This window comes from Streptomyces thermovulgaris, assembly GCF_002155915.1.
Taxonomy (GTDB): domain Bacteria; phylum Actinomycetota; class Actinomycetes; order Streptomycetales; family Streptomycetaceae; genus Streptomyces; species Streptomyces thermovulgaris.
Genome location: NZ_MUME01000102.1, coordinates 1 through 24,174, shown reverse-complemented (window position 1 = coordinate 24,174; position 24,174 = coordinate 1). Strand labels below are relative to the sequence as shown.

The 24,174-nt window shown below is 71.2% G+C and carries 20 protein-coding genes; 16 read left to right on the top strand and 4 right to left on the bottom strand.

From position 1 onward, the window contains the following. The first annotated feature begins 638 nt into the window (after nt 1–638). The 3 genes from CCN35_RS10965 (at nt 639) to aroQ (ending at nt 3,355) form a co-directional block, all read left to right on the top strand. Nucleotides 639–1,637, top strand: coding sequence for a TerC family protein (locus CCN35_RS10965; RefSeq protein WP_067390373.1), 999 nt, complete (start codon nt 639–641; stop codon nt 1,635–1,637). A 67-nt stretch (nt 1,638–1,704) separates the two neighbouring features. Beyond that, a complete protein-coding gene (locus tag CCN35_RS10960; RefSeq protein ID WP_067390777.1) occupies nt 1,705–2,805 on the top strand; it encodes a calcium:cation antiporter in 1,101 nt (366 codons plus the stop codon). A 67-nt stretch (nt 2,806–2,872) separates the two neighbouring features. Further along, nucleotides 2,873–3,355 carry a type II 3-dehydroquinate dehydratase gene (aroQ, locus tag CCN35_RS10955; protein ID WP_067390376.1) on the top strand — a complete coding sequence of 161 codons (483 nt, stop codon included), beginning with the start codon at nt 2,873–2,875 and terminating at the stop codon, nt 3,353–3,355. 70 nt (nt 3,356–3,425) lie between these two features. Here the strand turns inward: aroQ and CCN35_RS10950 are convergent, their stop codons facing one another. Continuing rightward, complete coding sequence (locus tag CCN35_RS10950) at nt 3,426–4,082, bottom strand: MBL fold metallo-hydrolase (RefSeq protein WP_067390379.1); 657 nt, start codon at nt 4,080–4,082, stop codon at nt 3,426–3,428. Nucleotides 4,083–4,392: 310 nt separating this feature from the next. Further along, entirely contained in the window at nt 4,393–5,079 is a 687-nt protein-coding gene (locus tag CCN35_RS10945) for a maleylpyruvate isomerase family mycothiol-dependent enzyme (protein ID WP_067390382.1), read from the bottom strand. Nucleotides 5,080–5,311: 232 nt separating this feature from the next. Between CCN35_RS10945 and uvrA the strand changes: the two genes are divergently transcribed. Continuing rightward, nucleotides 5,312–8,248: an excinuclease ABC subunit UvrA gene (gene uvrA / locus CCN35_RS10940; protein WP_107470388.1), complete on the top strand. Its 2,937-nt coding sequence runs from the start codon at nt 5,312–5,314 to the stop codon at nt 8,246–8,248. Between the two features lie 21 nt (nt 8,249–8,269). Here the strand turns inward: uvrA and CCN35_RS10935 are convergent, their stop codons facing one another. Next, on the bottom strand, nt 8,270–9,181 hold the full coding sequence (locus CCN35_RS10935; RefSeq protein ID WP_067390386.1) for a carbohydrate kinase family protein: 912 nt from the start codon (nt 9,179–9,181) through the stop codon (nt 8,270–8,272). Between the two features lie 165 nt (nt 9,182–9,346). On the opposite strand from CCN35_RS10935, the gene CCN35_RS10930 reads away from it, so the two are divergent. Further along, nucleotides 9,347–9,775 carry a Rieske (2Fe-2S) protein gene (locus CCN35_RS10930; RefSeq protein WP_067390389.1) on the top strand — a complete coding sequence of 143 codons (429 nt, stop codon included), beginning with the start codon at nt 9,347–9,349 and terminating at the stop codon, nt 9,773–9,775. A gap of 25 nt (nt 9,776–9,800) precedes the next feature. Here CCN35_RS10930 and CCN35_RS10925 read toward each other — a convergent pair whose 3' ends face one another. After that, nucleotides 9,801–10,748 carry a hypothetical protein gene (locus CCN35_RS10925; RefSeq protein WP_067390393.1) on the bottom strand — a complete coding sequence of 316 codons (948 nt, stop codon included), beginning with the start codon at nt 10,746–10,748 and terminating at the stop codon, nt 9,801–9,803. Nucleotides 10,749–11,072: 324 nt separating this feature from the next. Here CCN35_RS10925 and uvrC point away from each other — a divergent pair, with 324 nt between their 5' ends. The 11 genes from uvrC to pgi all read left to right on the top strand — a co-directional run bounded on the left by uvrC (nt 11,073) and on the right by pgi (nt 24,104). Then, nucleotides 11,073–13,142 carry an excinuclease ABC subunit UvrC gene (gene uvrC / locus CCN35_RS10920; RefSeq protein WP_067390396.1) on the top strand — a complete coding sequence of 690 codons (2,070 nt, stop codon included), beginning with the start codon at nt 11,073–11,075 and terminating at the stop codon, nt 13,140–13,142. Beyond that, nucleotides 13,139–14,134, top strand: coding sequence for an RNase adapter RapZ (gene rapZ, locus CCN35_RS10915; protein ID WP_067390399.1), 996 nt, complete (start codon nt 13,139–13,141; stop codon nt 14,132–14,134). The genes uvrC and rapZ overlap by 4 nt, the downstream gene beginning before the upstream one ends. Before the next feature lie 20 nt (nt 14,135–14,154). After that, nucleotides 14,155–15,228, top strand: coding sequence for a gluconeogenesis factor YvcK family protein (locus CCN35_RS10910; RefSeq protein WP_385882756.1), 1,074 nt, complete (start codon nt 14,155–14,157; stop codon nt 15,226–15,228). After that, nucleotides 15,219–16,208, top strand: a complete 990-nt coding sequence (whiA, locus tag CCN35_RS10905; RefSeq protein ID WP_067390404.1) for a DNA-binding protein WhiA — start codon at nt 15,219–15,221, stop codon at nt 16,206–16,208. Before CCN35_RS10910 ends, whiA begins: the two co-directional genes overlap by 10 nt. A 690-nt stretch (nt 16,209–16,898) precedes the next feature. Further along, nucleotides 16,899–17,906 (top strand): type I glyceraldehyde-3-phosphate dehydrogenase, encoded by a 1,008-nt coding sequence (gene gap, locus CCN35_RS10900; RefSeq protein ID WP_067390408.1) that lies wholly within the window; start codon nt 16,899–16,901, stop codon nt 17,904–17,906. A 174-nt stretch (nt 17,907–18,080) separates the two neighbouring features. After that, a complete protein-coding gene (locus CCN35_RS10895; protein ID WP_067390411.1) occupies nt 18,081–19,292 on the top strand; it encodes a phosphoglycerate kinase in 1,212 nt (403 codons plus the stop codon). Nucleotides 19,293–19,298: 6 nt separating this feature from the next. Continuing rightward, the gene (tpiA, locus tag CCN35_RS10890; protein WP_067390414.1) at nt 19,299–20,075 is read left to right on the top strand and encodes a triose-phosphate isomerase; all 777 of its coding nucleotides are present in this window, start codon (nt 19,299–19,301) and stop codon (nt 20,073–20,075) included. Nucleotides 20,076–20,193: 118 nt separating this feature from the next. Further along, on the top strand, nt 20,194–20,430 hold the full coding sequence (secG, locus tag CCN35_RS10885; protein ID WP_079129571.1) for a preprotein translocase subunit SecG: 237 nt from the start codon (nt 20,194–20,196) through the stop codon (nt 20,428–20,430). Nucleotides 20,431–20,681: 251 nt separating this feature from the next. Further along, nucleotides 20,682–20,969, top strand: a complete 288-nt coding sequence (locus tag CCN35_RS10880) for an RNA polymerase-binding protein RbpA (RefSeq protein WP_067390419.1) — start codon at nt 20,682–20,684, stop codon at nt 20,967–20,969. 152 nt (nt 20,970–21,121) lie between these two features. Next, nucleotides 21,122–22,390 carry an MFS transporter gene (locus CCN35_RS10875; protein ID WP_067390422.1) on the top strand — a complete coding sequence of 423 codons (1,269 nt, stop codon included), beginning with the start codon at nt 21,122–21,124 and terminating at the stop codon, nt 22,388–22,390. Nucleotides 22,391–22,448: 58 nt separating this feature from the next. Then, the gene (pgi, locus tag CCN35_RS10870) at nt 22,449–24,104 is read left to right on the top strand and encodes a glucose-6-phosphate isomerase (RefSeq protein ID WP_067390425.1); all 1,656 of its coding nucleotides are present in this window, start codon (nt 22,449–22,451) and stop codon (nt 24,102–24,104) included. Nucleotides 24,105–24,174 lie beyond the last annotated feature (70 nt).

Below are 24,174 nucleotides of genomic sequence, written 5' to 3'. Positions count from 1 at the left end.
CCGTGGACGGCGGCCCACCGCCCCGCCGCCGGCCGCGCCCGCGCGGCCCGGCCCGGAGATCCCCCGCCGGGGCGCCGCCGATCACCGTCCCGCCGACGAGGGCCCGGGCGCGGGTGTCCGTCCGGTGACGGCCGCCGACCGCGGGGACGCCGCCGTCCGCGGTGCTTTGCTCGGCCCGTTGCGGCGTTCCCTGTTGCGACCGTCCCGGCTGCTCCCGGTGCCCGACGGCCGCCTCGCCGGCCCCTGGGGCGGGCACGCCCGGACGTACGAGCCTTCGGCGGTTCCGCGGGCAGCCGGCTGTTTCTCCTGGGGCTCAATCGGGCCTGTGCAGCCTTCCGTGACAGGAGTTGTTGACCGTGACCCACGATGACCAAGGAACAGTAAAGCCGTCTGAGCTGGGCTTTTGAAACTTTCCTACGCTACGTCTTTACCTTTCTTTGGTGGAGCGGTTACACTTTCTCCGTACGGAGGGGAGTATTCCCTGTCTGTTGCGACGTCCCGTCAGTACGGATCCGGGCGGATCCCGGGGCGTCGGCCCGTTGAGTCCCGGCGCCTCATGCGCCGGGTCGCACGGGTGGAAGAGACCTCCGGCAGTAGGACGCCAGTCATTTGCAAGCGACGCACCTGCCGGAGGCACCGTGGAGATCTCTCTCACCCTGTGGGCCCTGACCGTCATCGGTCTGGCCGCCCTGATCCTGGTCGACTTCTTCGTCGGCCGCAGGCCCCACGACGTATCGATCAAAGAGGCCGGCATCTGGACCGCCGTCTGGATCGCCCTGGCCTGTCTCTTCGGTCTCGGCCTGTTCCTCTTCGCCGGCGGCCGCCCGGCGGGTGAGTTCTTCGCGGGCTTCATCACCGAGAAGTCGCTGAGCGTCGACAACCTCTTCGTCTTCGTCCTGATCATGGCGAAGTTCGCCGTGCCGTCGAAGTACCAGCAGAGGGTGCTGCTGATCGGCATCCTTGTCGCCCTGGTGCTCAGGGCCGTCTTCATCGCCGCCGGAGCCGCGATCATCGCGAGCTTCTCGTGGGTGTTCTACCTCTTCGGGGCCTTCCTGATCTGGACCGCCTGGAAGCTCGTCCAGGAGGCCCGTTCCAAGAAGGACGGCGAGGACGAGTTCGAGGAGAGCGCGCTGCTCAGGGCGGCCGAGCGACGCTTCGGCGTGGCCGACCGCTACCACGGGACCAAGCTGTGGGTCCAGCAGAACGGCAAGCGGGTGATGACGCCCATGCTGGTCGTCATGCTGGCCATCGGCACCACCGATGTCCTGTTCGCCCTCGACTCCATTCCCGCGATCTTCGGCCTCACCCAAGACCCGTACATCGTCTTCACCGCCAACGCCTTCGCCCTGATGGGTCTCAGGCAGCTGTACTTCCTGATGGGCGGCCTGCTGAGGAAGCTGGTCCACCTGTCCTACGGACTGTCGGTGATCCTCGGCTTCATCGGCGTCAAACTGACGCTGCACGCGCTGCACGAGTCCGGTGTCAGCGTTCCGGAGATCAGCATTCCGTTCTCCTTGAGCGTGATCTGCGGCGTCCTGGCCGTCACCACGATCACCAGCCTGATTGCCTCCAGGAAACAGGCCGAGGCGGAGGAGGTGTCCGAAAACCACGACGCGAAGGACCGTGTGAATGCTTGATCACCAGGACGACGCACGAGTGCTCATCGAGCATGCGAAGGACCCGGAGCCCTGCGAGGATCGAACCGTGATCACGCGGCTCAAGGCCCTCACCGGGGCGTGGACGATCATCGTGCCGGTGCTCGCGGTGGTGCTCCTGATCTTCACCTGGCAGCGTTCTCTCCCAGGCTGGGGCGTCGCACTGGTGACGGTGGTCCTCGCGGGCTCGGTCCTGGCCGCCGTGCATCACGCCGAAGTGGTGGCCCACCGGGTGGGCGAGCCCTTCGGATCCCTCATACTCGCGGTCGCCGTCACGGTCATCGAGGTCGCGCTCATCGTGACCCTGATGCTGGACGGCGGCGACAAGAGCGCCACGCTCGCCCGCGACACCGTGTTCGCCGCAGTGATGATCACCGTCAACGGCATCGTCGGTCTGAGTCTGCTCGTGGGCTCACTGCGGCACAGAGTCGCCGTCTTCAACCCCGAGGGCTCCGGCGCTGCCCTCGCGACGGTCGCCACCCTGGCCACCCTCTGCCTGGTGCTGCCGACCTTCACCACCAGCAAGCCCGGACCGGAGTACTCCCCGCCCCAGCTCATCTTCGCCGCACTGGCCTCCCTGGTGCTCTACGGCCTGTTCGTCGCCACCCAGACCGTGCGCCACCGGTCCTACTTCCTCCCGCTGACCCGCCAGGGCGAGGTCATAGACGGCGAGGACCACGTCGAACGGCCCACCACCCGGGTCGCCCTCGGCAGCCTGTTCCTGCTCTGCATGGCGCTCGTGGGGGTCGTCGGCCTGGCCAAGGGCGTGTCGCCCGCCATCGAAGGCGCCATCGAGAGCGCCGGAATGCCGCACTCCGTGGTGGGTGTGCTCATCGCGATGCTCATCCTGCTGCCGGAGACGATCGCCGCGCTGCGCGCCGCCCGCCGCGACAGGGTGCAGATCAGCCTCAATCTCGGACTCGGCTCGGCGATGGCCAGCATCGGCCTGACCATCCCCACGGTGGCGATCGCGTCGATCTGGCTGCCCGGATCGCTGATCCTGGGCCTTGGCGCCACGCACATGGTGCTGCTCGCCCTGACCCTCGTCGTCGGCACCCTCACCGTGGTCCCGGGACGGGCCACCCCTCTGCAGGGCGGTGTCCATCTGGTGCTGCTGGCCGCCTATCTGGAACTGGCGGTCACCCCCTGAACCCCCCGGGCCTCCGGTGCTCCGTGATAGACCTCCGATGAAGCATCGATCTCACCGGAGGCCCGACATGAGCCGTCCCACCCGCACCCTCGCGACCGCGCCCATCATGGTGCTCAACGGCCCCAATCTGAACCTCCTGGGGCAGCGCCAGCCGGAGATCTACGGCTCCGACACACTCGCGGACGTGGAGGCGCTGTGCGCCAGGACGGCGGCCGCGCACGGCGGCACGGTCGACTTCCGCCAGTCCAACCACGAGGGAGAACTGGTCGACTGGATCCACGAGGCCCGGGAGAACCACTGCGGCATCGTCATCAACCCCGCCGCCTACTCGCACACCTCCGTGGCGATCCTGGATGCCCTCAACACCTGCGACGGGATGCCGGTGGTGGAGGTCCACATCTCCAACATCCACCAGCGCGAGCCGTTCCGGCACCACTCCTATGTCTCGCTGCGGGCCGACGGCGTCATCGCCGGGTGCGGGGTGCAGGGATACGCCTTCGCGGTGGAGCGGGTGGCGACCCTGGCCGGCGCGGGACGGGCACAGGCGTAGCCCGCGCACCGGGGCGGGCGGCCGGGGGACGGCGCGGGGAACCGGGACGCGGGAGCGTCTGCGGGCCGGCTCACCAGCCGCGCTCGTGCCACTCCGGAAGGTGCGGGCGCTCCGCGCCCAGCGTCGTGTCCTTGCCGTGGCCCGGGTACACCCATGTCTCGTCCGGGAGCACGTCGAAGATCTTCGTCTCGACGTCGTGGATGAGGCTCGCGAACGCCTTCGGGTCGTTGTGGGTGTTCCCCACCCCGCCGGGGAAGAGGCAGTCCCCGGTGAACACATGCGGATGCCCGTGCGGGTCGTCGTAGATCAGCACGATCGAGCCGGGGGTGTGGCCGACGAGGTGACGCGCGGTCAGCTCCACCCGGCCCACCCGGATCGTGTCGCCGTCGTCGACGAGGACGTCGGTCGGCACGGGGATGCCCTCGGCGTCCTCCCGGCCCGCATAGGTGCGTGCGCCCGTGGCCCGCACGACCTCCGCCAGGGCCTGCCAGTGGTCCGCGTGCCGGTGCGTGGTGACGACCGAGGCGATGCCGTCGTCGCCGATCATGCCGAGCAGGGTGTGCGCGTCGTTCGCCGCGTCGATCAGCAGCTGCTCGTCCGTGGCCCGGCAGCGCAGCAGATAGGCGTTGTTGTCCATCGGACCGACCGCGATCTTGGTGATCATCAGGTCCTTCAGCTCGCGCACGTCCGCCGGGCCGCCGACCTTCACCTCTCCGCTGTACGTCATGGTCGTCAGCCTATAGCGGGAGCGGCCCGGGGGCGTGCGCGTGGCCCAGGGGGCGTTGTCCGGACCGGGCCGGCCCCGGCGAGCGGGGCCCGGCGGCCGGGGCGAGCGGAGCCCGGTGCGTGCAGGCGCACGGCGGAGAAGGGGCCGGGAAGGGCACGGCGCGGCGCGCCGGCGAGCGACGGCACGCCGCTGGGGGTGCCCCCTCAAGGCCCGTCCAGGGGCAGTGGCCGGGGGTGGCCCCACGCCCGTCCGGGGCAGTGGGGGAGTGCGTGCCCGGCCCCCGCGACCTGCGGCACGACCCCGACGGCCCCTACAGCGGGGGCAGGGCCGGCAGCGCGCCGTCGGTCACCTTCAGGGCGGATCCGTCGCGGCGCCCCGCGAGCCAGCCCAGCAGGTCCGCCCGTCCCCCCGCGACGGTGACCGCGGGCTCCTCCGCCCTCCGGCCGGTCTCCCAGGTGCGGGTGCCGTCCGTCAGCCGGGTGCACGGCACGTCCGGGTGCCCGGTGAACCGCTGGACCAGGAACTCGATCTCCCGCTCGACGAACTCGGCCGGCAGGTCCTCCAGCTCGTAGCCGATGCCCAGGTCCACATGGTGGAGCTCCACCTCCACCCAGCGCCGGAACGGCACCCGGGAGGCGGAGTCGGTGACGCCGTTGCGCAGCTCCACGGTGCGGGACCAGTCCGCGGGCTCGGACGCCACCCGCTGCAGCCGGGCCGCGCTCTCGCGCACGTCGGCGAGCTGCGCCTGAAGGGGACGCGGGGCGCCCCGCTCGATGTCGGCCTCCCGCGCCTCGGCGGAGGCGTACATGGGGCGTCCCTCGAGCACGTTCACCAGCGCGTCCGCGTTGCGGGCCAGATGGGCCAGGACATGGCCCCGGGTCCAGCCGGGCAGCCGTGACGGGTCGGTCACAGCCGCGTCGTCCAGGAGGGCGACCGCGGTCAGCAGTCGCTCGGTTGCGTCCTGTACGGATGCCAGGTCGCGTACGTGATCAATCATGACGCCGACATTAGCCGCGTCACACCATCGGGTGAAGACGACGGGCCGTACCCGTAAATCGAATGCACGTCCTATAAAGTCGGGTGCGGCATCGGGCATGCTGGAGCATCCGGGATCGTTGAAGGTCCGGGCGCATCCGGGCATCCCGCCCGGCGTTGTCAGTGGCTCCCCCTAGTCTGAGAACACGGGGGCCCCGCCCCTGTCACTTCTCTCAAGAAAGGTGCGGACCGGCGTGGCCGACCGTCTCATCGTCCGTGGTGCACGTGAGCACAACCTGAAGAACGTCTCGCTCGACCTGCCCCGGGACTCGCTCATCGTCTTCACGGGCCTGTCCGGATCGGGCAAGTCCTCCCTGGCCTTCGACACCATCTTCGCCGAGGGCCAGCGGCGCTATGTGGAGTCGCTCTCCTCGTACGCCCGCCAGTTCCTCGGCCAGATGGACAAGCCGGACGTCGACTTCATCGAGGGCCTGTCCCCGGCGGTCTCCATCGACCAGAAGTCGACCTCGCGCAACCCGCGCTCGACGGTCGGCACCATCACCGAGGTCTACGACTACCTGCGCCTGCTCTACGCCCGCATCGGCAAGCCGCACTGCCCGGAGTGCGGCCGCCCGATCTCCCGCCAGTCGCCGCAGGCCATCGTCGACAAGGTCCTGGAGCTGCCGGAGGGAAGCCGCTTCCAGGTGCTCTCGCCGCTGGTGCGCGAGCGCAAGGGCGAGTTCGTCGATCTCTTCGCCGACCTCCAGGCCAAGGGCTACTCCCGTGCGCGCGTGGACGGCGAGATCGTCCAGCTCTCCCACCCGCCGACGCTGAAGAAGCAGGAGAAGCACACCATCGAGGTGGTCGTCGACCGCCTCACCGTGAAGGACAGCGCCAAGCGCCGTCTGACCGACTCCGTCGAGACCGCGCTCGGCCTCTCGGGCGGCATGGTCGTGCTCGACTTCGTCGACCTGCCCGAGGACGACCCCGAGCGCGAGCGGATGTACTCCGAGCACCTGTACTGCCCGTACGACGACCTGTCCTTCGAGGAGCTGGAGCCCCGCTCCTTCTCCTTCAACTCGCCCTTCGGCGCCTGCCCCGAGTGCACCGGCATCGGCACGCGCATGGAGGTCGACCCGGAACTGATCGTCCCCGACGAGGAGAAGACCCTCGACGAGGGCGCCATCCACCCCTGGTCGCACGGGCACACCAAGGAGTACTTCGGCCGGCTGATCGGCGCCCTCGCCGACGCCCTCGGCTTCCGCACCGACATCCCCTTCGCGGGCCTGCCGCAGCGGGCCAAGAAGGCCCTGCTGTACGGGCACAAGACGCAGATCGAGGTCCGCTACCGCAACCGGTACGGGCGCGAGCGCGTCTACACCACGCCCTTCGAGGGCGCCGTGCCGTTCGTCAAGCGCCGCCACAGCGAGGCCGAGAGCGACACGAGCCGCGAGCGCTTCGAGGGCTACATGCGCGAGGTGCCCTGCCCCGGCTGCAAGGGCACACGGCTGAAGCCGGCCGTCCTCGCGGTCACGCTCATGGGCAAGTCGATCGCCGAGATCTCCGCGATGTCGATCAGCGACTGCGCCGACTTCCTGCGCGAGCTGAAGCTGGACGCCCGGGAGAAGAAGATCGCCGAGCGTGTGCTCAAGGAGGTCAACGAGCGGCTGCGGTTCCTGGTCGACGTCGGCCTGGACTACCTCTCGCTCAACCGCGCGGCCGGCACGCTCTCCGGCGGCGAGGCCCAGCGCATCCGCCTGGCCACCCAGATCGGCTCCGGCCTCGTCGGCGTGCTGTACGTCCTGGACGAGCCGTCCATCGGGCTGCACCAGCGCGACAACCACCGGCTGATCGAGACCCTGGTCCGGCTGCGCGACATGGGCAACACGCTCATCGTCGTCGAGCACGACGAGGACACCATCAAGACCGCCGACTGGATCGTCGACATCGGCCCCGGCGCGGGCGAGCACGGCGGCCGGGTCGTGCACAGCGGCCCCCTGAAGGAGCTGCTGGCGAACACCGAGTCGCAGACCGGCCAGTACCTGTCGGGCAGGAAGTCCATCCCGGTGCCCGAGGTCCGGCGTCCCCGCGACCCCGCCCGGCAGCTCGTCGTGCGCGGCGCCCGCGAGAACAACCTCAAGGACATCGACGTGTCCTTCCCGCTGGGCGTGTTCACGGCCGTCACCGGCGTCTCCGGCTCCGGCAAGTCCACCCTGGTCAACGACATCCTCTACACCCACCTGGCCCGCGAGCTCAACGGCGCGCGGAACGTGCCCGGCCGGCACACGCGGGTGGAGGGCGACGACCTCGTCGACAAGGTGGTGCACGTCGACCAGTCGCCCATCGGCCGCACCCCGCGGTCCAACCCGGCGACCTACACCGGGGTGTTCGACCACATCCGCAAGCTGTTCGCCGAGACCACCGAGGCGAAGGTCCGCGGCTACCTGCCCGGCCGCTTCTCCTTCAACGTCAAGGGCGGCCGCTGCGAGAACTGCGCGGGCGACGGCACGATCAAGATCGAGATGAACTTCCTCCCGGACGTCTACGTCCCGTGCGAGGTCTGCCACGGCGCCCGGTACAACCGGGAGACCCTGGAGGTCCACTACAAGGGCAAGTCCATCGCCGATGTGCTGAACATGCCGATCGAGGAGGCCCTGCACTTCTTCGAGGCCGTCCCGGCGATCTCCCGTCATCTGAGGACGCTCAACGACGTCGGCCTCGGCTACGTCCGGCTCGGCCAGTCCGCGACCACCCTGTCCGGCGGTGAGGCACAGCGTGTGAAGCTCGCCAGCGAGCTGCAGCGCCGCTCCACCGGGCGCACCGTCTACGTCCTGGACGAGCCCACCACCGGTCTGCACTTCGAGGACATCAACAAGCTCCTCAAGGTGCTCTCCGGCCTGGTCGACAAGGGCAACACGGTCATCGTCATCGAGCACAACCTCGATGTGATCAAGACCGCCGACTGGATCATCGACATGGGACCGGAGGGCGGCGCCGGCGGCGGCCGGGTCGTCGCCGAGGGCACGCCCGAGCAGGTGGCCGGCGTCCCCGCCAGCCACACCGGGAAGTTCCTGCGCGAGATCCTGCGGCCGGACAGCATCAGCGACGCCGCGTCCTCCTCCGGGGCCGGCGGCACGGCGACCGGGAAGGTTCCGGCCGCCCGGAGGGCGTCCCGGGCCCGCGGGGCCTGAGCCGCCGGCCGGACGGGGCGTCTACGGCTCGCCGACCTCCGACGCGTACGGCGGCTCCGCGCCCGCGCGCGAGCAGGTGACGGCCGCCGCACGGGCCGCGAACCGCAGCAGCCTCGTCCAGCCCGGGGCGCCCAGCCCGGCCAGGCCCTCCGGGGAGAGGGCGTCGCACACGGACAGGGCGTGCAGCAGTGCCGCGTTCACGGTGTCGCCCGCGCCGATGGTGTCCACGACGTCGACCTTCTCGCCCGGCACGGAGTACTCGCCGCCGTCCTTGGTGTAGGCGGTGAGCCCGTCGCCCCCGTGCGTGATCACCACGGCGGAGGGCCCGGCGGCCAGCCACTCGCGCGGAGTGCCGCCCAGCCACCGCGCGTCCTCCTCGGACAGCTTCAGCAGCGACACCGAGGGCAGCCAGCCGGCGAAACGCGCCCGGTAGGCGTCCGCGTCCCCGATCAGACCGGGCCGGATGTTCGGGTCCAGGGCGGTGAACACGCCCTGCCCGGCCGCCTTCCGCATCAGCTCCTCGTATGCGCTCGCCCCCGGCTCCAGGACCAGCGAGCAGGTGCCGAAGGACACCGCACGGGTCCCGGCGGGCAGCTCGGCGGGCGCGGTGAACAGGCGGTCGGCGGTGCCCTCGACGTAGAACGAGTACCCGGCCGAGCCGTCGGCGCCGACCGTGGCGACCGCCAGCGTGGTCGGCTCGCTGCCGCGCTGCACGCCCGAGACGTCCACCCCGGCCCGCCGCAGCCCGTCGAGCAGCGCCTCCCCGAAGGCGTCGTACGACAGACGGGAGCAGAAGGCGGTACGGGAACCGAGGCGGCCGAGCGCGACGGCCGTGTTGTACGGGCCGCCGCCGAGCGCCGGTTTGAGATCCGCGAGGGCACCCGTGCCCCGCGGTACCAGGTCGATCAGGGCTTCACCGGCGACAACGATCACGAGTCGGTTCCTTTCGGCAGTTCGGGCGGGAAGTTATCCCATTCCGCGCCGGAGGTAAATGCCGGGTCCGTGCGCCGGTACCGCAAGGCCCACCCCCGCTCCGGCCCGTGCCGGGCCGGTGGGTATCGTCGGGACCGTCCGGTTTTCCGACCAGTGGAGGACTCAATGTCCGGCCGTCCTTCCGCGAGCCGCCGCACCGTCCTTCGGGGAGCGGCCCTCACCCCCGTCGCCGCGCTCGGGCTCACCGCCTGCGGACCGGACGGCACCGGCTCCTACGCCCCTCCCACGCCCACCGCACCGGTCGCCCTCGGCGCCGAGAGCGAGATACCCAAGGGCGGCGCCAAGCTCTACTGGGACCACAAGGTGGTGGTCAGCCGGGGCGACGACGGCACCCTGAAGGCGTACAGCACGCTGTGCACGCACGGACAGTGCGCGATCAACAAGCTCGAGGGGACGAAGCTGATCTGCCCCTGCCACGGCAGCGAGTTCGACGCCACCACCGGACAGGTGACGCGGTCCCCGGCCTCCGTCCCGCTGCCCGAGGTGCCCGTGCGGGTGGAGGGCGGCAAGGTCGTCGTCGGCCCCGAGGCCTGACGGCGGACCGCCGCGGCCCGGCCGCTCACTCCCAGTCCCAGCCGATTCCCACGATCCCCGACCGCACCCGTGTCTCCACGAGGTGGACCGAGCGGTGCCGCGCGCTCACCGGCAGCTCCTGCCGGCCGCCGCGCGGGGCCGCCACCGAGGACTGGGTGAACCGGTGGCAGCGCACGGGCAGGGCGTCGGAGTCGAACCGCACCTGAAGGACGTACTGCCCGCCGGCCGAGTCGAACTCCCGGAAGCACTCGCGCGCCACCCCGGCGGTGCCGTCCTCGACGCGGTACCGGAACAGGAACGTGTCACCGGCCCGCAGCCGGGTGTCGAAGAGCAGCTCGGCCACCAGCACCCCGGTGCCGCGGTGCCGCCGTATCCGTCCCGTGCGGCAGTTCTCCAGGGCGCGCACGGTCATGTGCCCCGGCACGCACCCCGGGTCGCCGTGGTGGACGGCCAGGAAGCGGTCCACGCCGTCCCGGTGCGCGCGCACGACGCACTGGGACTCGCGCTCGGCGAGCTCCCGGCGCGCCCCGATCCGCACCCGCTCGTGGTGGCCCAGGACGTGCAGACCGCTGCCGTGCGGGCAGTCCAGCTCGGCCAGCAGCCCGCGCAGCACGTCCGACGCCTCCACGAGGGAACGGTAGGAGCGCGCGCCCGGCCGCCGGGGCCCCGGACGCTCCTCGCTCTCGGCCAGCAGCCGGATCAGCGACTCGTCCGGCAGCCGCAGGATCTCCTCCAGGGCCCGTACCGCCCGCAGCGACTCCGGCCGCTGCGGGCGCCGGGCGCCCTGCTGCCAGTAGCTCAGACTGGTGACCCCCACCCTGACGCCGTAGCGCGACAGATGGTGCTGCACACGCTGCAGGGGCAGTCCACGGGCGGCGATCGCGGCGCGCAGCGCCACATGGAAGGGGCCGCCGCGCAGGGCCGCGTCCAGCTCGGCGGCCGCGGTGTCCGTCTGCTGCGGGGCGTACGGCATGCACGGACCTTTCTGTGAGGGTGCGGACGGCTGGTCGGGACCGTTCACACAGGTCCCCGGGGCCACCACCCCCGCGCGGGCACGAAGGAGCCGTCCCCCGCACACTCCTGCCGTGCGCCGCCGCGGCGGCCCCGAGTTCCCCCGCATTGAAGCGTGTTGACCAAGTCCCGACAACACTGGGGACGGCAGGCCGCGTACTCCCGGCCATGCGCGCACCCCGCCCGAGGCGGGCCGGACGGCGCCGGAAGGCGCCGGGGAGCGCCGGGAGAAGGCCGGGGCAAGAGGCCCGCCGCCGTGCCGGCGCGCGACAGTAGGGTGTGAGACATGGCCGACCCCTCCAGCTACCGCCCCAGACCGGGAGACATCCCGGACTCTCCCGGGGTCTACAAATTCCGTGACGAGCACCGCCGGGTGATCTACGTCGGAAAGGCGAAGAGCCTGCGCCAGCGCCTGGCGAACTACTTCCAGGACCTGGCGAACCTCCACCCGCGCACCCGGACCATGGTCACCACGGCCGCGTCCGTGGAGTGGACCGTGGTGTCCACGGAGGTCGAGGCGCTGCAGCTGGAGTACTCCTGGATCAAGGAGTTCGCCCCCCGGTTCAACGTCAAGTACCGCGACGACAAGAGCTATCCGTACCTCGCGGTGACGATGAACGAGGAGTTCCCGCGGGTGCAGGTGATGCGCGGCCGCAAGAAGAAGGGCGTGCGCTACTTCGGGCCGTACGCGCACGCGTGGGCCATCCGCGACACCGTCGACCTGCTGCTGCGCGTCTTCCCGGTGCGCACCTGCTCGGCCGGCGTCCTCAAGAACGCCGCCCGCACCGGCCGCCCCTGCCTGCTCGGCTACATCGGCAAGTGCTCCGCGCCCTGCGTCGGCCGGATCTCCGCCGAGGAGCACCGGGAGCTGGCCGAGGAGTTCTGCGACTTCATGGCCGGCCGCACGGGCGCGCACCTGCGCCGCCTGGAGAAGGAGATGACCGAGGCGGCCGAGGCGCTGGAGTACGAGCGGGCCGCCCGTCTGCGCGACGACATCGAGGCCCTGCGCAAGGCCATGGAGAAGAACGCGGTCGTGCTCGCCGACGCCACCGACGCCGACCTCGTCGCCGTCGCGGAGGACGAGCTGGAGGCCGCCGTGCAGATCTTCCATGTGCGCGGCGGACGCGTGCGCGGCCAGCGCGGCTGGGTGACCGACAAGGTGGAGGACGTCACCACCGGCGCCCTCGTCGAGCACGCCCTGCAGCAGCTGTACGGCGAGGAGAGCGGGGACGCCGTGCCCAGGGAGGTCCTGGTCTCGGCCCTGCCCGACCCGGCCGGGCCGGTCCAGCAGTGGCTCACCGGCCGCCGCGGGGCGAACGTCTCGCTGCGGGTCCCGCAGCGCGGCGACAAGAAGGCCCTGATGGAGACCGTGCAGCGCAACGCCCGGCAGGCGCTCGCCCTGCACAAGACCAAGCGCGCCTCGGACCTGACCACGCGCTCGCGCGCCCTGGAGGAGATCGCCGAGGCCCTCGGCCTGGACAGCGCCCCCCTGCGGATCGAGTGCTACGACGTCTCCCACCTCCAGGGCGACGACGTGGTGGCCTCCATGGTCGTCTTCGAGGACGGCCTGCAGCGCAAGAGCGAGTACCGCCGCTTCAGGATCAAGGGCTTCGCCGGCCAGGACGACGTCCGCTCCATGCACGAGGTGATCACCCGCCGCTTCAAGCGGTACCTCGCCGAGCAGGAGAGGAGCGGGGAGTGGGCCGACGGCGAGGGCGCCCGCGCCGGCGGCTCGCCGGGCGCGCTCACCGAGGACGACGGGCGTCCCCGGCGCTTCGCCTACCCGCCGCAGCTCGTCGTCGTCGACGGCGGCCGGCCCCAGGTCGCCGCCGCCCGGCGGGCCCTGGACGAGCTCGGCATCGACGACATCGCCGTGTGCGGGCTGGCCAAGCGCCTGGAGGAGGTGTGGCTGCCCGGCGAGGACGACCCGGTGGTCCTGCCCCGCAGCAGCGAGGGCCTGTACCTGCTGCAGCGGGTGCGCGACGAGGCCCACCGGTTCGCGATCGCCTACCAGCGCACCCGGCGGTCCAAGCGCCTCCGTTCCGGTCCCCTGGACGACGTACCCGGCCTCGGCGAGACGCGCAAACAGGCGCTGATCAAGCATTTCGGCTCGGTGAAGCGGCTGCGGTCCGCGACAATCGACCAGATCTGCGAGGTACCCGGCATAGGCCGCAAGACGGCCGAGACGATCGCCGCGGCCCTCGCCCAGGCGGCCCCGGCCGCCCCCGCCGTCAACACGGCGACGGGAGAGATCATGGAAGACGTGGAGGAAGCGCCGCTCGGGGCGGGGGCGGGCGGCGCGGGGGAGTCCGCGACCGCGGGCGCCCCGGACGACCGACGGGGGCAGGAGACATGACCGAGCACGAGGAACGACGGCAGAACGCCGAGAAGGACCAGACCCGCGAGGGGACCGGTGCCGAGCAGCGGCACGCGGCCCAGGAAGACGGAGAACAGGTGAGCATCGACACGGCCGGTCTCCCCGACACGGCCATTCCCGAGCTGGTGATCATCACCGGCATGTCCGGGGCCGGCCGGTCCACGGCCGCCAAGTGTCTGGAGGACCTCGGCTGGTTCGTCGTCGACAACCTGCCGCCGGCGCTGATCACCACGATGGTGGAGCTCGGCGCCCGTTCGCAGGGCAACGTGGCCCGTATCGCGGTCGTCGTCGACGTCCGCGGCCGCCGCTTCTTCGACGCCCTGCGCGAGTCCCTGGCCGACCTGGACGCCAAGAACGTCACACGGCGGATCGTCTTCCTGGAGTCCTCCGACGAGGCCTTGGTGCGCCGCTTCGAGTCGGTGCGCCGGCCCCACCCGCTCCAGGGCGACGGCCGCATCGTCGACGGCATCGCCGCCGAGCGGGAACTGCTGCGGGAGCTGCGCGGCGACGCCGACCTGGTGATCGACACCTCCGGCCTCAACGTGCACGAGCTGCGCGCCAAGATGGACGCCCAGTTCGCCGGCGAGGAGGAGCCCGAGCTGCGGGCCACGGTGATGTCGTTCGGCTTCAAGTACGGCCTGCCGGTCGACGCCGACCTGGTCGCGGACATGCGGTTCCTGCCCAACCCGCACTGGGTGCCCGAGCTGCGCCCGTACACCGGGCTGAACGAGGAGGTGGCCACATATGTCTTCAACCAGCCCGGCGCCAAGGAGTTCCTCGACCGCTACGCCGAGCTGCTGCGGCTGATCGCGGCCGGCTACCGCCGCGAGGGCAAGCGGTACGTGACCATCGCCATCGGCTGCACGGGCGGCAAGCACCGCTCGGTGGCCATGGCCGAGAAGCTGGCCGCACGGCTCGCGGCCGAGGGTGTGGAGACCGTCGTCGTCCACCGGGACGTGGGGCGCGAGTGAGCAAAAGAGGTACTCCGCGGCTGAGCGGACTGCGCCGAGTGGTACCAGGGGGGCGTGCGGTGCGCTGGGCGACCGGCGCACACGCAGGGCGCACCGTGGAGGCCCGGGGCGCGCGGGCGCGCCGGCGCGGGACCCAGCCCAAGGTGGTCGCCCTCGGCGGCGGCATGGGTCTGTCCGCCTCGCTCGCCGCGCTGCGCCGGATCACCGGCGATCTGACCGCCGTCGTCACCGTGGCCGACGACGGCGGCTCCAGCGGGCGCCTGCGCGACGAACTGGGGGTGCTGCCGCCCGGCGACCTGCGCAAGGCGCTGGCCGCGCTGTGCGGTGACGACGAGTGGGGCCAGACCTGGGCCCGGGTCATCCAGCACCGCTTCACCTCGCAGGGCGATCTGCACGACCACGCGGTGGGCAATCTGCTGATCGTCGCCCTGTGGGAGCAGCTCGGCGACCATGTGCAGGCACTGGACCTGGTGGGCAAGCTGCTGGGCGCCCACGGGCGCGTGCTGCCCATGTCGGCCGTGCCTCTGGAGCTGCAGGCCCTGGTCAAGGGGCACGATCCGCGGCGGCCCGAGGAGATCGACGTCGTCCGCGGGCAGGCCACGGTCGCGCTCACCCCGGGGGAGGTGCAGTCCGTGCACCTCGTGCCGAACGACCCGCCGGCCGTGCCGGAGGCCGTGGAGGCGGTCCTGGACGCGGACTGGGTGGTGCTCGGCCCCGGCTCCTGGTTCTCGTCGGTCATCCCCCACCTGCTGGTGCCGGAGCTGCGCGACGCCCTCACCGAGACCAAGGCGCGGCGGGTGCTGTCCTTGAACCTCGCGCCGCAGCCGGGGGAAACCGAAGGCTTCTCCCCGCAGCGTCATTTGGAGGTTTTGGGACGACACGCCCCTAAACTCGCCCTGGACGTGGTGCTGGCCGACGAGGCCGCCGTGCCCGACCGCGAAGGGCTCAGCGAGGCCGCCGAGCGACTGGGCGCCGCGGTCGAACTCGCGCCGGTGGCCCGGAGGGACGGAACTCCGCGGCACGACCCGGAGCTGCTGGCCGCCGCGTACGACCGTATTTTTCGGATGCATGGAAGGATCGGCCCATGGCGATGACGGCAGCGGTGAAGGACGAGATCTCCCGGCTTCCCGTCACCCGGACCTGCTGCAGAAAGGCGGAGGTCTCCGCCGTTCTGCGGTTCGCCGGCGGCCTTCACCTGGTCAGTGGGCGCATCGTGATCGAGGCGGAGCTGGACACCGCCATGGCGGCACGGCGTCTGAAGCGGGACGTCCTGGAGATCTTCGGCCACACCTCCGAGCTGATCGTGATGGCGCCGGGCGGGCTGCGGCGCGGCTCGCGCTATGTGGTGCGCGTCGTCGCGGGCGGTGACCAACTGGCCCGCCAGACCGGGCTGGTCGACGGGCGGGGCCGCCCGATCCGCGGTCTGCCGCCGCAGGTGGTGTCGGGGGCGACCTGCGACGCCGAGGCCGCCTGGCGCGGCGCCTTCCTGGCCCACGGCTCGCTCACCGAGCCGGGCCGCTCCTCCTCCCTGGAGGTGACCTGCCCCGGCCCGGAGGCCGCACTCGCCCTGGTCGGCGCCGCCCGCCGGCTGTCCATCGGGGCGAAGGCCCGCGAGGTGCGCGGGGTCGACCGGGTCGTCGTCCGCGACGGCGACGCGATCGGCGCCCTGCTGACCCGTCTGGGCGCCCATGAGTCCGTGCTGGCCTGGGAGGAGCGGCGGATGCGCCGCGAGGTCCGCGCCACGGCCAACCGCCTCGCCAACTTCGACGACGCCAACCTGCGCCGCTCGGCCCGCGCGGCCGTCGCGGCCGGCGCCCGGGTGCAGCGCGCCCTGGAGATCCTCGGCGACGACGTCCCCGAGCACCTCGCCGCCGCGGGGCGTCTGCGCATGGAGCACAAGCAGGCGTCCCTGGAGGAGCTGGGCGCGCTCGCCGACCCCCCGCTGACCAAGGACGCGGTCGCGGGCCGCATCCGCCGTCTGCTCGCCATGGCGGACAAGCGCGCCGCGGACCTCGGCATCCCGGGCACCGAGGCCAGCCTCACGGAGGACCTGGCGGACAACCTGGCCGGCTGACCCGGCCGGACGCCGTGGAACCGGGACGCGGCCGGCCCCTGAGGGGGCCGGCCGCGTCCTTCTTGTGCACGCTCCCCGTGCGTTCCCCTCGCGTGTCCTCCTGCGCGTTCCCTCCGGGGGGCCCTCGTGCGTTCTCCTCGCGTTCTCCTCGGGCGCGCGCCGCCGTCTCCGGTCGGGAAACGGGCGCGGGCCGCACCCCTGTGCGGGGGTGTCCCGCCCGGGTGCGCCCGGGAGGCCGTCAGAGGGCCGTCAGGGGGCCGTCAGAGGGCCGTCAGGAGGCTGTCAGGAGGCTGTCAGGAGGCTGTCAGGGGTGCTGCGAGGGATGCCGCCAGAGGCGCTGCGGCGGGTGCCGCGGCGACCGCCCGGCACCCGCCGGCACCCCGGTGGCGGCGGCGCTCGGCCAGGGGGATATGCCGGACTTGTGAACGCCCGAAATGCCGGGTTTCACAAGTGAGCCCCCGGGGGCGCGGATGAGTGATCAACAGGGGCAATTGGTATGGGAAAACCATATGAAAGACGGATGATCCGGGCGTCCGAAACGAGGAGGCCGCAAGGCTACCGGCGGGTATAGGACACTGTGCCGCCTTGATGTCACCGAGGGGGTCCCGGAGCGGTAGGGTCGGAGGTGGTCGGGGACATCCCATACAGCTCGCCGGTCTCGGACCGGCGTACCAACGAGGAGATCGGTTCGTGACGATCCGCGTAGGCATCAATGGTTTTGGCCGTATCGGCCGTAACTACTTCCGCGCGCTGCTGGAGCAGGGTGCAGACATTGAGGTCGTGGCTGTCAACGACCTGGGTGACACCGCGACCACCGCTCACCTGCTGAAGTACGACACCATCCTCGGCCGCCTCAAGCAGGAGGTCACGCACACCCAGGACTCCATCACCGTCGACGGTCACACCATCAAGGTGCTGTCCGAGCGCAACCCCGCCGACATCCCGTGGGGCGAGCTCGGGGTCGACATCGTCATCGAGTCCACCGGCATCTTCACCAAGAAGGAAGACGCCGAGAAGCACCTCGCCGGCGGCGCCAAGAAGGTCATCATCTCCGCTCCGGCGAAGAACGAGGACGTCACCATCGTCATGGGTGTCAACCACGACACCTACGACGCCGCCAACCACCACGTCATCTCCAACGCCTCCTGCACCACCAACTGCGTGGCGCCGATGGCGAAGGTCCTCGACGAGAACTTCGGCATCGTCAAGGGCCTGATGACCACTGTGCACGCGTACACGAACGACCAGCGCATCCTTGACTTCCCGCACAAGGACCTGCGCCGCGCTCGTGCCGCCGCGCAGAACATCATTCCCACCACCACCGGCGCCGCCAAGGCCACCGCCCTGGTGCTGCCGCAGCTCAAGGGCAAGCTGGACGGCATGGCCATGCGCGTCCCGGTGCCCACCGGCTCCGTCACCGACCTCGTCGTGGAACTCTCCCGCGAGGTCACCAAGGAAGAGGTCAACGCCGCCTTCCAGAAGGCCGCCGAGGGCGAGCTGAAGGGCATCCTCGAGTACACCGAGGACCCGATCGTCTCCTCCGACATCGTCAACGCGCCGGCGTCCTGCACCTTCGACTCCTCCCTGACGATGGTTCAGGAGGGCAGGAACGTGAAGGTCATCGGCTGGTACGACAACGAGTGGGGCTACTCCAACCGTCTGGTCGACCTGACGGTCTTCGTCGGCAACCAGCTCTGATCGTCGGAGCAGGCACGTCGATGTGACATCAGGGCTCGGGCAGCGCGCATGCCGCGTCGCCCGGGCCCTGACGCACGTACGCACCGCGGGACCCGCCCACCGGAACCGGACCGGCCCGCGTGCCGACCGATCAGCCCTCGTACGATCAAGAGCCCCTTCCCAGGAGTCCGAATCATGAAGACGATCGACGAACTTCTCTCCGAAGGCGTGGACGGCAAGCGGGTCTTCGTCCGCGCCGACCTCAATGTGCCGCTGGCCGACGGCGTCATCACCGACGACGGCCGCATCCGCGCCGTACTGCCCACCGTCAAGGCGCTCGCCGACGCGGGCGCCAAGGTGGTCGTGGCCTCCCACCTGGGCCGCCCCAAGGGCGCCCCGGACCCGGCGTTCTCCCTGCGCCCCGCCGCCGAGCGGCTCGGCGAACTCCTCGGCGCCCCGGTGGCGTTCGCCGAGGACACCGTCGGCCCCGCCGCCCGCGGGGTCGTGGACGGCCTTCAGCCGGGCCGGGTCGCGGTCGTCGAGAACCTGCGCTTCAACCCCGGCGAGACCTCCAAGGACGACGCCGAGCGCGGCGCGTTCGCCGACCGGCTCGCCGAGCTCGCGGACGTCTACGTCGGCGACGGCTTCGGCGCGGTGCACCGCAAGCACGCCTCCGTCTACGACCTCCCGGCCCGTCTGCCGCACTACGCCGGCCACCTCATCGCCACCGAGGTCGGCGTCCTGAAGAAGCTCACCGAGGACGTCCGGCGGCCCTACGTCGTCGTGCTCGGCGGGGCCAAGGTCTCCGACAAGCTCGCCGTCATCGACCAGCTGCTCGGCAAGGCCGACCGGCTGCTCATCGGCGGCGGCATGGCGTACACCTTCCTCAAGGCCCGGGGCTACGAGGTCGGCAGGTCCCTCCTGCAGGAGGACCAGCTCCCGGCCGTGAAGGAGTACATCGAGCGCGCCGAGAAGACCGGCGTCGAGCTGGTCCTGCCCGTGGACACGATGGTCGCCTCCGGCTTCCCGGACCTGAGGACCAAGGCCCCGGCCCACCCCACCGCGGTGTCCGTGGACGCCATTCCGGCCGACCAGGAGGGCCTGGACATCGGCCCCGAGACCCGCAAGCTGTACGCCTCGAAGCTCGCCGACGCCGCCACCGTCTTCTGGAACGGCCCGATGGGCGTCTTCGAGCACCCCGACTTCGCCGAGGGCACCAAGGCGGTCGCCCAGGCCCTGGCCGACTCCGGCGGGTTCACCGTCGTGGGCGGCGGCGACTCCGCCGCGGCCGTCCGTACGCTGGGCTTCGACGAGTCGGCATTCGGCCACATCTCGACCGGTGGCGGCGCCTCCCTCGAGTACCTCGAGGGCAAGACGCTCCCCGGCCTCGCCGCACTGGAGGACTGAAACCGCATGAGCAAGCGCACGCCGCTGATGGCGGGCAACTGGAAGATGAACCTCAACCACCTCGAGGCTCTCACCCACGTCCAGAAGCTCGCCTTCGCCCTGGCCGACAAGGACTACGAGGCCGTCGAGGTCGTCGTTCTGCCGCCCTTCACCGACCTGCGCTCCGTGCAGACCCTGGTCGACGGCGACGGACTCAAGATCAAGTACGGCGCCCAGGACATCTCGCAGCACGACTCCGGCGCCTACACCGGCGAGATCTCCGGTCCGATGCTGGCCAAGCTCCGGTGCACCTACGTCCTGGTCGGGCACTCCGAGCGCAGGCAGTACCACAACGAGACCGACGAGCTCGTGAACGCCAAGATCAAGGCCGCCTTCAAGCACGGCCTGACCCCGATCCTGTGCGTCGGCGAGGAGCTGGAGGTCCGCGAGGAGGGCAACCACGTCGCGCACACGCTCGCCCAGGTCGAGGCCGCTCTGAAGGACGTCCCGGCCGAGCAGGCCGGGAGCATCGTGATCGCCTACGAGCCCGTCTGGGCCATCGGCACCGGCAAGGTCTGCGGTGCCGAGGACGCCCAGGAGGTCTGCGCCGCCATCCGCGGCAAGCTCGCCGAGCTGTACTCGCAGGAGGTCGCCGACCAGGTCCGCATCCAGTACGGGGGCTCCGTCAAGTCGGGCAACGTCGCCGAGATCATGGCGCAGGCCGACATCGACGGCGCCCTGGTCGGCGGTGCCTCGCTGGACGCGGACGAGTTCGTCAGGATCGTGCGCTTTCACGAGCAGTGAGCCAGACGGTGAGCCGGGCCGTGAGTAGGCGGCCGCGGCGATCCGTCGTACTCTTGCGGGGGCACGGTGACCACCGTGCCCCCGTCGTCCGTCCGAATCCGGGGAAGTTGGTCCGGCCGTGGTTTTGGTGTTCTCGATCCTCCTGATCTTCTTCAGCCTGCTGCTGATGCTGCTGGTGCTGATGCACAAGGGGAAGGGCGGCGGCCTCTCCGACATGTTCGGTGGTGGCGTCCAGTCCTCCGTCGGCGGCTCCTCGGTCGCCGAGCGCAACCTCGACCGCATCACCGTGGTGGTCGGTCTGCTGTGGGCGGCGTGCATCGTGGTGCTCGGCATTCTGATGAAGACGAGCAACTGAACAACCGCTCCACAGCATCCGTACGTAAGGTCCCATGGTCGGTACGCGCTCCCGGGCGCGTCTTATCATGGGGCCTGCGTCTGTGTGCGGGGGGCTGTAACTCCAGTCACTGGACGCGCGTTGGGCCTTACGTAGACTGAGGCGCTCGCAGCGAAGCGGTACGCCGACTCGCTTCGCGGCACCATTACGCAGGGAGTTACACCGTGGCAAGTGGCAACGCGATCCGAGGAAGCCGGGTCGGGGCGGGGCCGATGGGCGAGGCCGAGCGCGGTGAGTCCGCGCCGCGTGTGCGCGTCTCCTTCTGGTGCGCCAACGGGCACGAGACTCGGCCGAGCTTCGCCACCGACGCGCAGATCCCCGACACCTGGGACTGTCCGCGCTGTGGTTTCCCGGCCGGCCAGGACCGGGACAATCCGCCGGCACCGCCGCGCACCGAACCCTACAAGACGCACCTCGCCTATGTGCGCGAGCGGCGCAGCGACGCGGACGGCGAGGCGATCCTCGCCGAGGCGCTCGCCAAGCTGCGGGGCGAGATCTAGATTCGGAACAGCAGCTCCAGAAGCCGGGTTCCGGCCGGTCCCACACGGACGGGCCGGAACCGTCGTGCATCCGGGCGGCCGGCCGCCGCGGGCCGGTTGTCAGTGGTGCCCCCTACGGTGTGCCGCACAGGCCAGTCACCGAGGGGGGAGCCATGGCGCCGGACGGGACCGCGGGTACGGACAGGCCCGCCTGGCGCGGGGGATTCGGGCGGCTGTGGAGCGCCGCCGTCCTGTCCGGCTTCGGCGATGCGCTGCGCACGGCCGCGCTGCCGCTGCTCGCCGTGTCGCTGACCGACGACCCCCTGCTCATCGCCTCCGTCACGGCCTGCGGCCATCTGCCCTGGATCCTCTTCGGGCTGCTCGGCGGCGCCGTCGCCGACCGGGTGGACCAGCGGCGCGCGATGTGGGCGGTGGACACGGCACGGGCCCTGCTGGTCGGCGGTTTCGCCGTGGCCGTGGCCCTCGGGCACGCCTCGATCGGTCTGCTCCTCGCCCTGGCCTTCGCCCTGACCACCCTGCAGACGCTCTTCGACAACGCGGCCACGGCCCTGCTGCCCGCCCTGGTGGAGCCGCAGGCACTGGGCAGCGCCAACGCCCGGCTGCTGACCGGACAGCGCGTGGCCGGCGGGCTGCTCGGCGGCCCGGCCGTGCCGCTGCTGCTCACCGCCGGTGCCGCGGCCCCGTTCGCCGCCAATGCCGCCACCTGTCTGGCGGCCGCCGCGCTCGTGGCCTCCCTGCGGATCCCGGGGCCCGAGCGGCCGCCGAGGCCGGCGGGCAGCACGCTGCGGCGCGAGACGGCCGAGGGACTGCGCGCCCTGGGACGGGACCGGGTGCTGTGCGGGCTGTGCGCGGCCACCGCGCTGTGCAACGTCGGGATGGGCGCCCTCGTCGCCACCCTGGTGATCCATGTGACCGGCTGGCTGGGCGCCGGGACCCGGGGATACGCGGCGGCGCTGACGGCGTACACGGCCGGCAGCCTGGCCGGGGGAGTGGCCGGCGGCCGGATCGTGGCCCGGCTGGGACGGGTGCGGACCGTGCTGCTGGCCGGGACGGTGCAGACCGCCGCGCTGGTGGTGACGGGCGTGGTGCGCAGTCTGCCCGTGGCGGTGGCCGCACTGGCCGTGTTCGGACTGATGGGCATGGTGTGGAACGTCAACACGACCACCCTGATGCAGCAGCGCAGCCCCGCCGGGATGCTGGGCCGGATCAGCGCGGCCTTCCGCACTCTCTCCGTGGCCGGGGCACCGCTGGGGGCGGTGCTCGGCGGGGCGGTCGCCGCCGCATGGGGGCCGAACGGTCCGGCGCTGCTCACGGCCGGGTTCTTCGTCCTCTCCGTGGCCGCGCTGACACCCGTGCGAGCGGCGGACGTAAGGGTGGGTACGCCGGACGACGGCGTCACGACGACCCATGCCGCTCGCTGATCAACTAGGTTGGACCGGCAGCGGGGCAGGACAGCGAGAAAAGAGGCTGAAAGTCCGAATGAACGCAGACGGCCGTACCAGGCTCAACCAGAGGCCCGAGTGGACCGCTCTGGCCAAGCACCGCGAGGAGCTCGCCGACACCCATCTGCGGGATCTGTTCGCCGCCCACCCCGAGCGCGGCGAGGCGTACACCCTCCAGGTCGGCGATCTGTACGTCGACTACTCCAAGCACCTGATCACCGACGAGACGCTGCGGCTGCTGCGGGAGCTGGCCGCCGCGACGAACGTGTTCGCCCTGCGGGACGCCATGTTCCGCGGCGAGAAGATCAACGTCACCGAGAACCGGGCCGTGCTGCACACCGCGCTGCGCGCCCCGCGGGACGCGGTGATCGAGGTCGACGGCGAGAACGTCGTGCCGAAGGTGCACGCGGTGCTGGACAAGATGGCCGACTTCGCCGAACGCGTCCGCTCCGGCGCGTGGACCGGTCACACCGGCCGGCGGATCCGCAATGTGGTCAACGTCGGCATCGGCGGCTCCGACCTCGGCCCCGCGATGGCGTACGAGGTGCTGCGCGCCTACACCGACCGCGGTCTCACGGTCCGCTTCGTGTCCAATGTGGACGGCGCCGACCTGCACGAGGCCACCCGCGACCTGGACGCGGCGGAGACGCTGTTCATCATCGCCTCCAAGACGTTCACCACCATCGAGACGGTCACCAACGCCGCCTCGGCGCGGAACTGGCTGCTCAGTGAGCTCAAGGCCGGTCCGGAGGCCGTCGCGAAGCACTTCGTGGCGCTGTCGACCAACGCGCAGAAGGTCGCCGAGTTCGGCATCGACACGGCCAACATGTTCGAGTTCTGGGACTGGGTCGGGGGACGGTACTCCTACGACTCCGCGATCGGTCTGTCCCTGATGATCGCCATCGGCCCGGACCGCTTCCGGGAGATGCTCGACGGCTTCCGTCTCGTCGACGAGCACTTCCGCACGGCGCCCGCCGAGTCCAATGTGCCGCTGCTGCTGGGCCTGCTGGGCATCTGGTACAACAACTTCCACGGCGCCCAGTCGCACGCCGTCCTGCCGTACTCGCACTACCTGTCGAAGTTCACGGCCTATCTCCAGCAGCTCGACATGGAGTCCAACGGCAAGTACGTCGGCCTGGACGGGCGCGAGGTGGAGTGGCAGACCGGGCCCATCGTGTGGGGCACGCCGGGCACCAACGGGCAGCACGCGTACTACCAGTTGATCCACCAGGGCACCAAGCTGGTCCCGGCGGACTTCATCGGCTTCGCCGAGCCCGTCGCCGAGCTGAGCGGGGACCTCAGGGCCCAGCACGACCTGCTGATGGCCAACTTCTTCGCCCAGACGCAGGCGCTGGCCTTCGGCAAGACCCCGGACGAGGTGCGTGCCGAGGGAGTGCCCGAGGAGCTGGTGCCGCACAAGACGTTCAAGGGCAACCACCCCACGACCACGATCCTCGCACGCGAGCTGACGCCGTCGGTGCTCGGCCAGCTCGTCGCGCTCTACGAGCACAAGGTCTTCGTGCAGGGCGCGATCTGGAACATCGACTCCTTCGACCAGTGGGGCGTGGAGCTCGGCAAGGTCCTGGCCAAGAGGGTGGAGCCCGCGCTCACCGAGGGCGCCGAGGTGCCCGGCCTGGACTCCTCCACCAAGGCCCTGGTCACCACCTACCGGAAGCTGCGCGGCCGGCAGTGAGAAGGCCGTGAGGAGGCGGGAGGCGGACGGCACCCCGCCGCCCGCTTCCCCCCCCGTTATCTTCTTGGCG

Bases quoted from the DNA above. Each gene is read 5' to 3' on its own strand.
- aroQ (WP_067390376.1), top strand. From the start codon at position 2,873: ATGAGCCGTCCCACCCGCACCCTCGCGACCGCGCCCATCATGGTGCTC.
- CCN35_RS10950 (WP_067390379.1), bottom strand. From the start codon at position 4,082: ATGACGTACAGCGGAGAGGTGAAGGTCGGCGGCCCGGCGGACGTGCGC.
- CCN35_RS10945 (WP_067390382.1), bottom strand. From the start codon at position 5,079: ATGATTGATCACGTACGCGACCTGGCATCCGTACAGGACGCAACCGAG.
- CCN35_RS10930 (WP_067390389.1), top strand. From the start codon at position 9,347: ATGTCCGGCCGTCCTTCCGCGAGCCGCCGCACCGTCCTTCGGGGAGCG.
- CCN35_RS10925 (WP_067390393.1), bottom strand. From the start codon at position 10,748: ATGCCGTACGCCCCGCAGCAGACGGACACCGCGGCCGCCGAGCTGGAC.
- uvrC (WP_067390396.1), top strand. From the start codon at position 11,073: ATGGCCGACCCCTCCAGCTACCGCCCCAGACCGGGAGACATCCCGGAC.
- rapZ (WP_067390399.1), top strand. From the start codon at position 13,139: ATGACCGAGCACGAGGAACGACGGCAGAACGCCGAGAAGGACCAGACC.
- whiA (WP_067390404.1), top strand. From the start codon at position 15,219: ATGGCGATGACGGCAGCGGTGAAGGACGAGATCTCCCGGCTTCCCGTC.
- CCN35_RS10895 (WP_067390411.1), top strand. From the start codon at position 18,081: ATGAAGACGATCGACGAACTTCTCTCCGAAGGCGTGGACGGCAAGCGG.
- tpiA (WP_067390414.1), top strand. From the start codon at position 19,299: ATGAGCAAGCGCACGCCGCTGATGGCGGGCAACTGGAAGATGAACCTC.
- CCN35_RS10880 (WP_067390419.1), top strand. From the start codon at position 20,682: ATGGGCGAGGCCGAGCGCGGTGAGTCCGCGCCGCGTGTGCGCGTCTCC.
- CCN35_RS10875 (WP_067390422.1), top strand. From the start codon at position 21,122: ATGGCGCCGGACGGGACCGCGGGTACGGACAGGCCCGCCTGGCGCGGG.
- pgi (WP_067390425.1), top strand. From the start codon at position 22,449: ATGAACGCAGACGGCCGTACCAGGCTCAACCAGAGGCCCGAGTGGACC.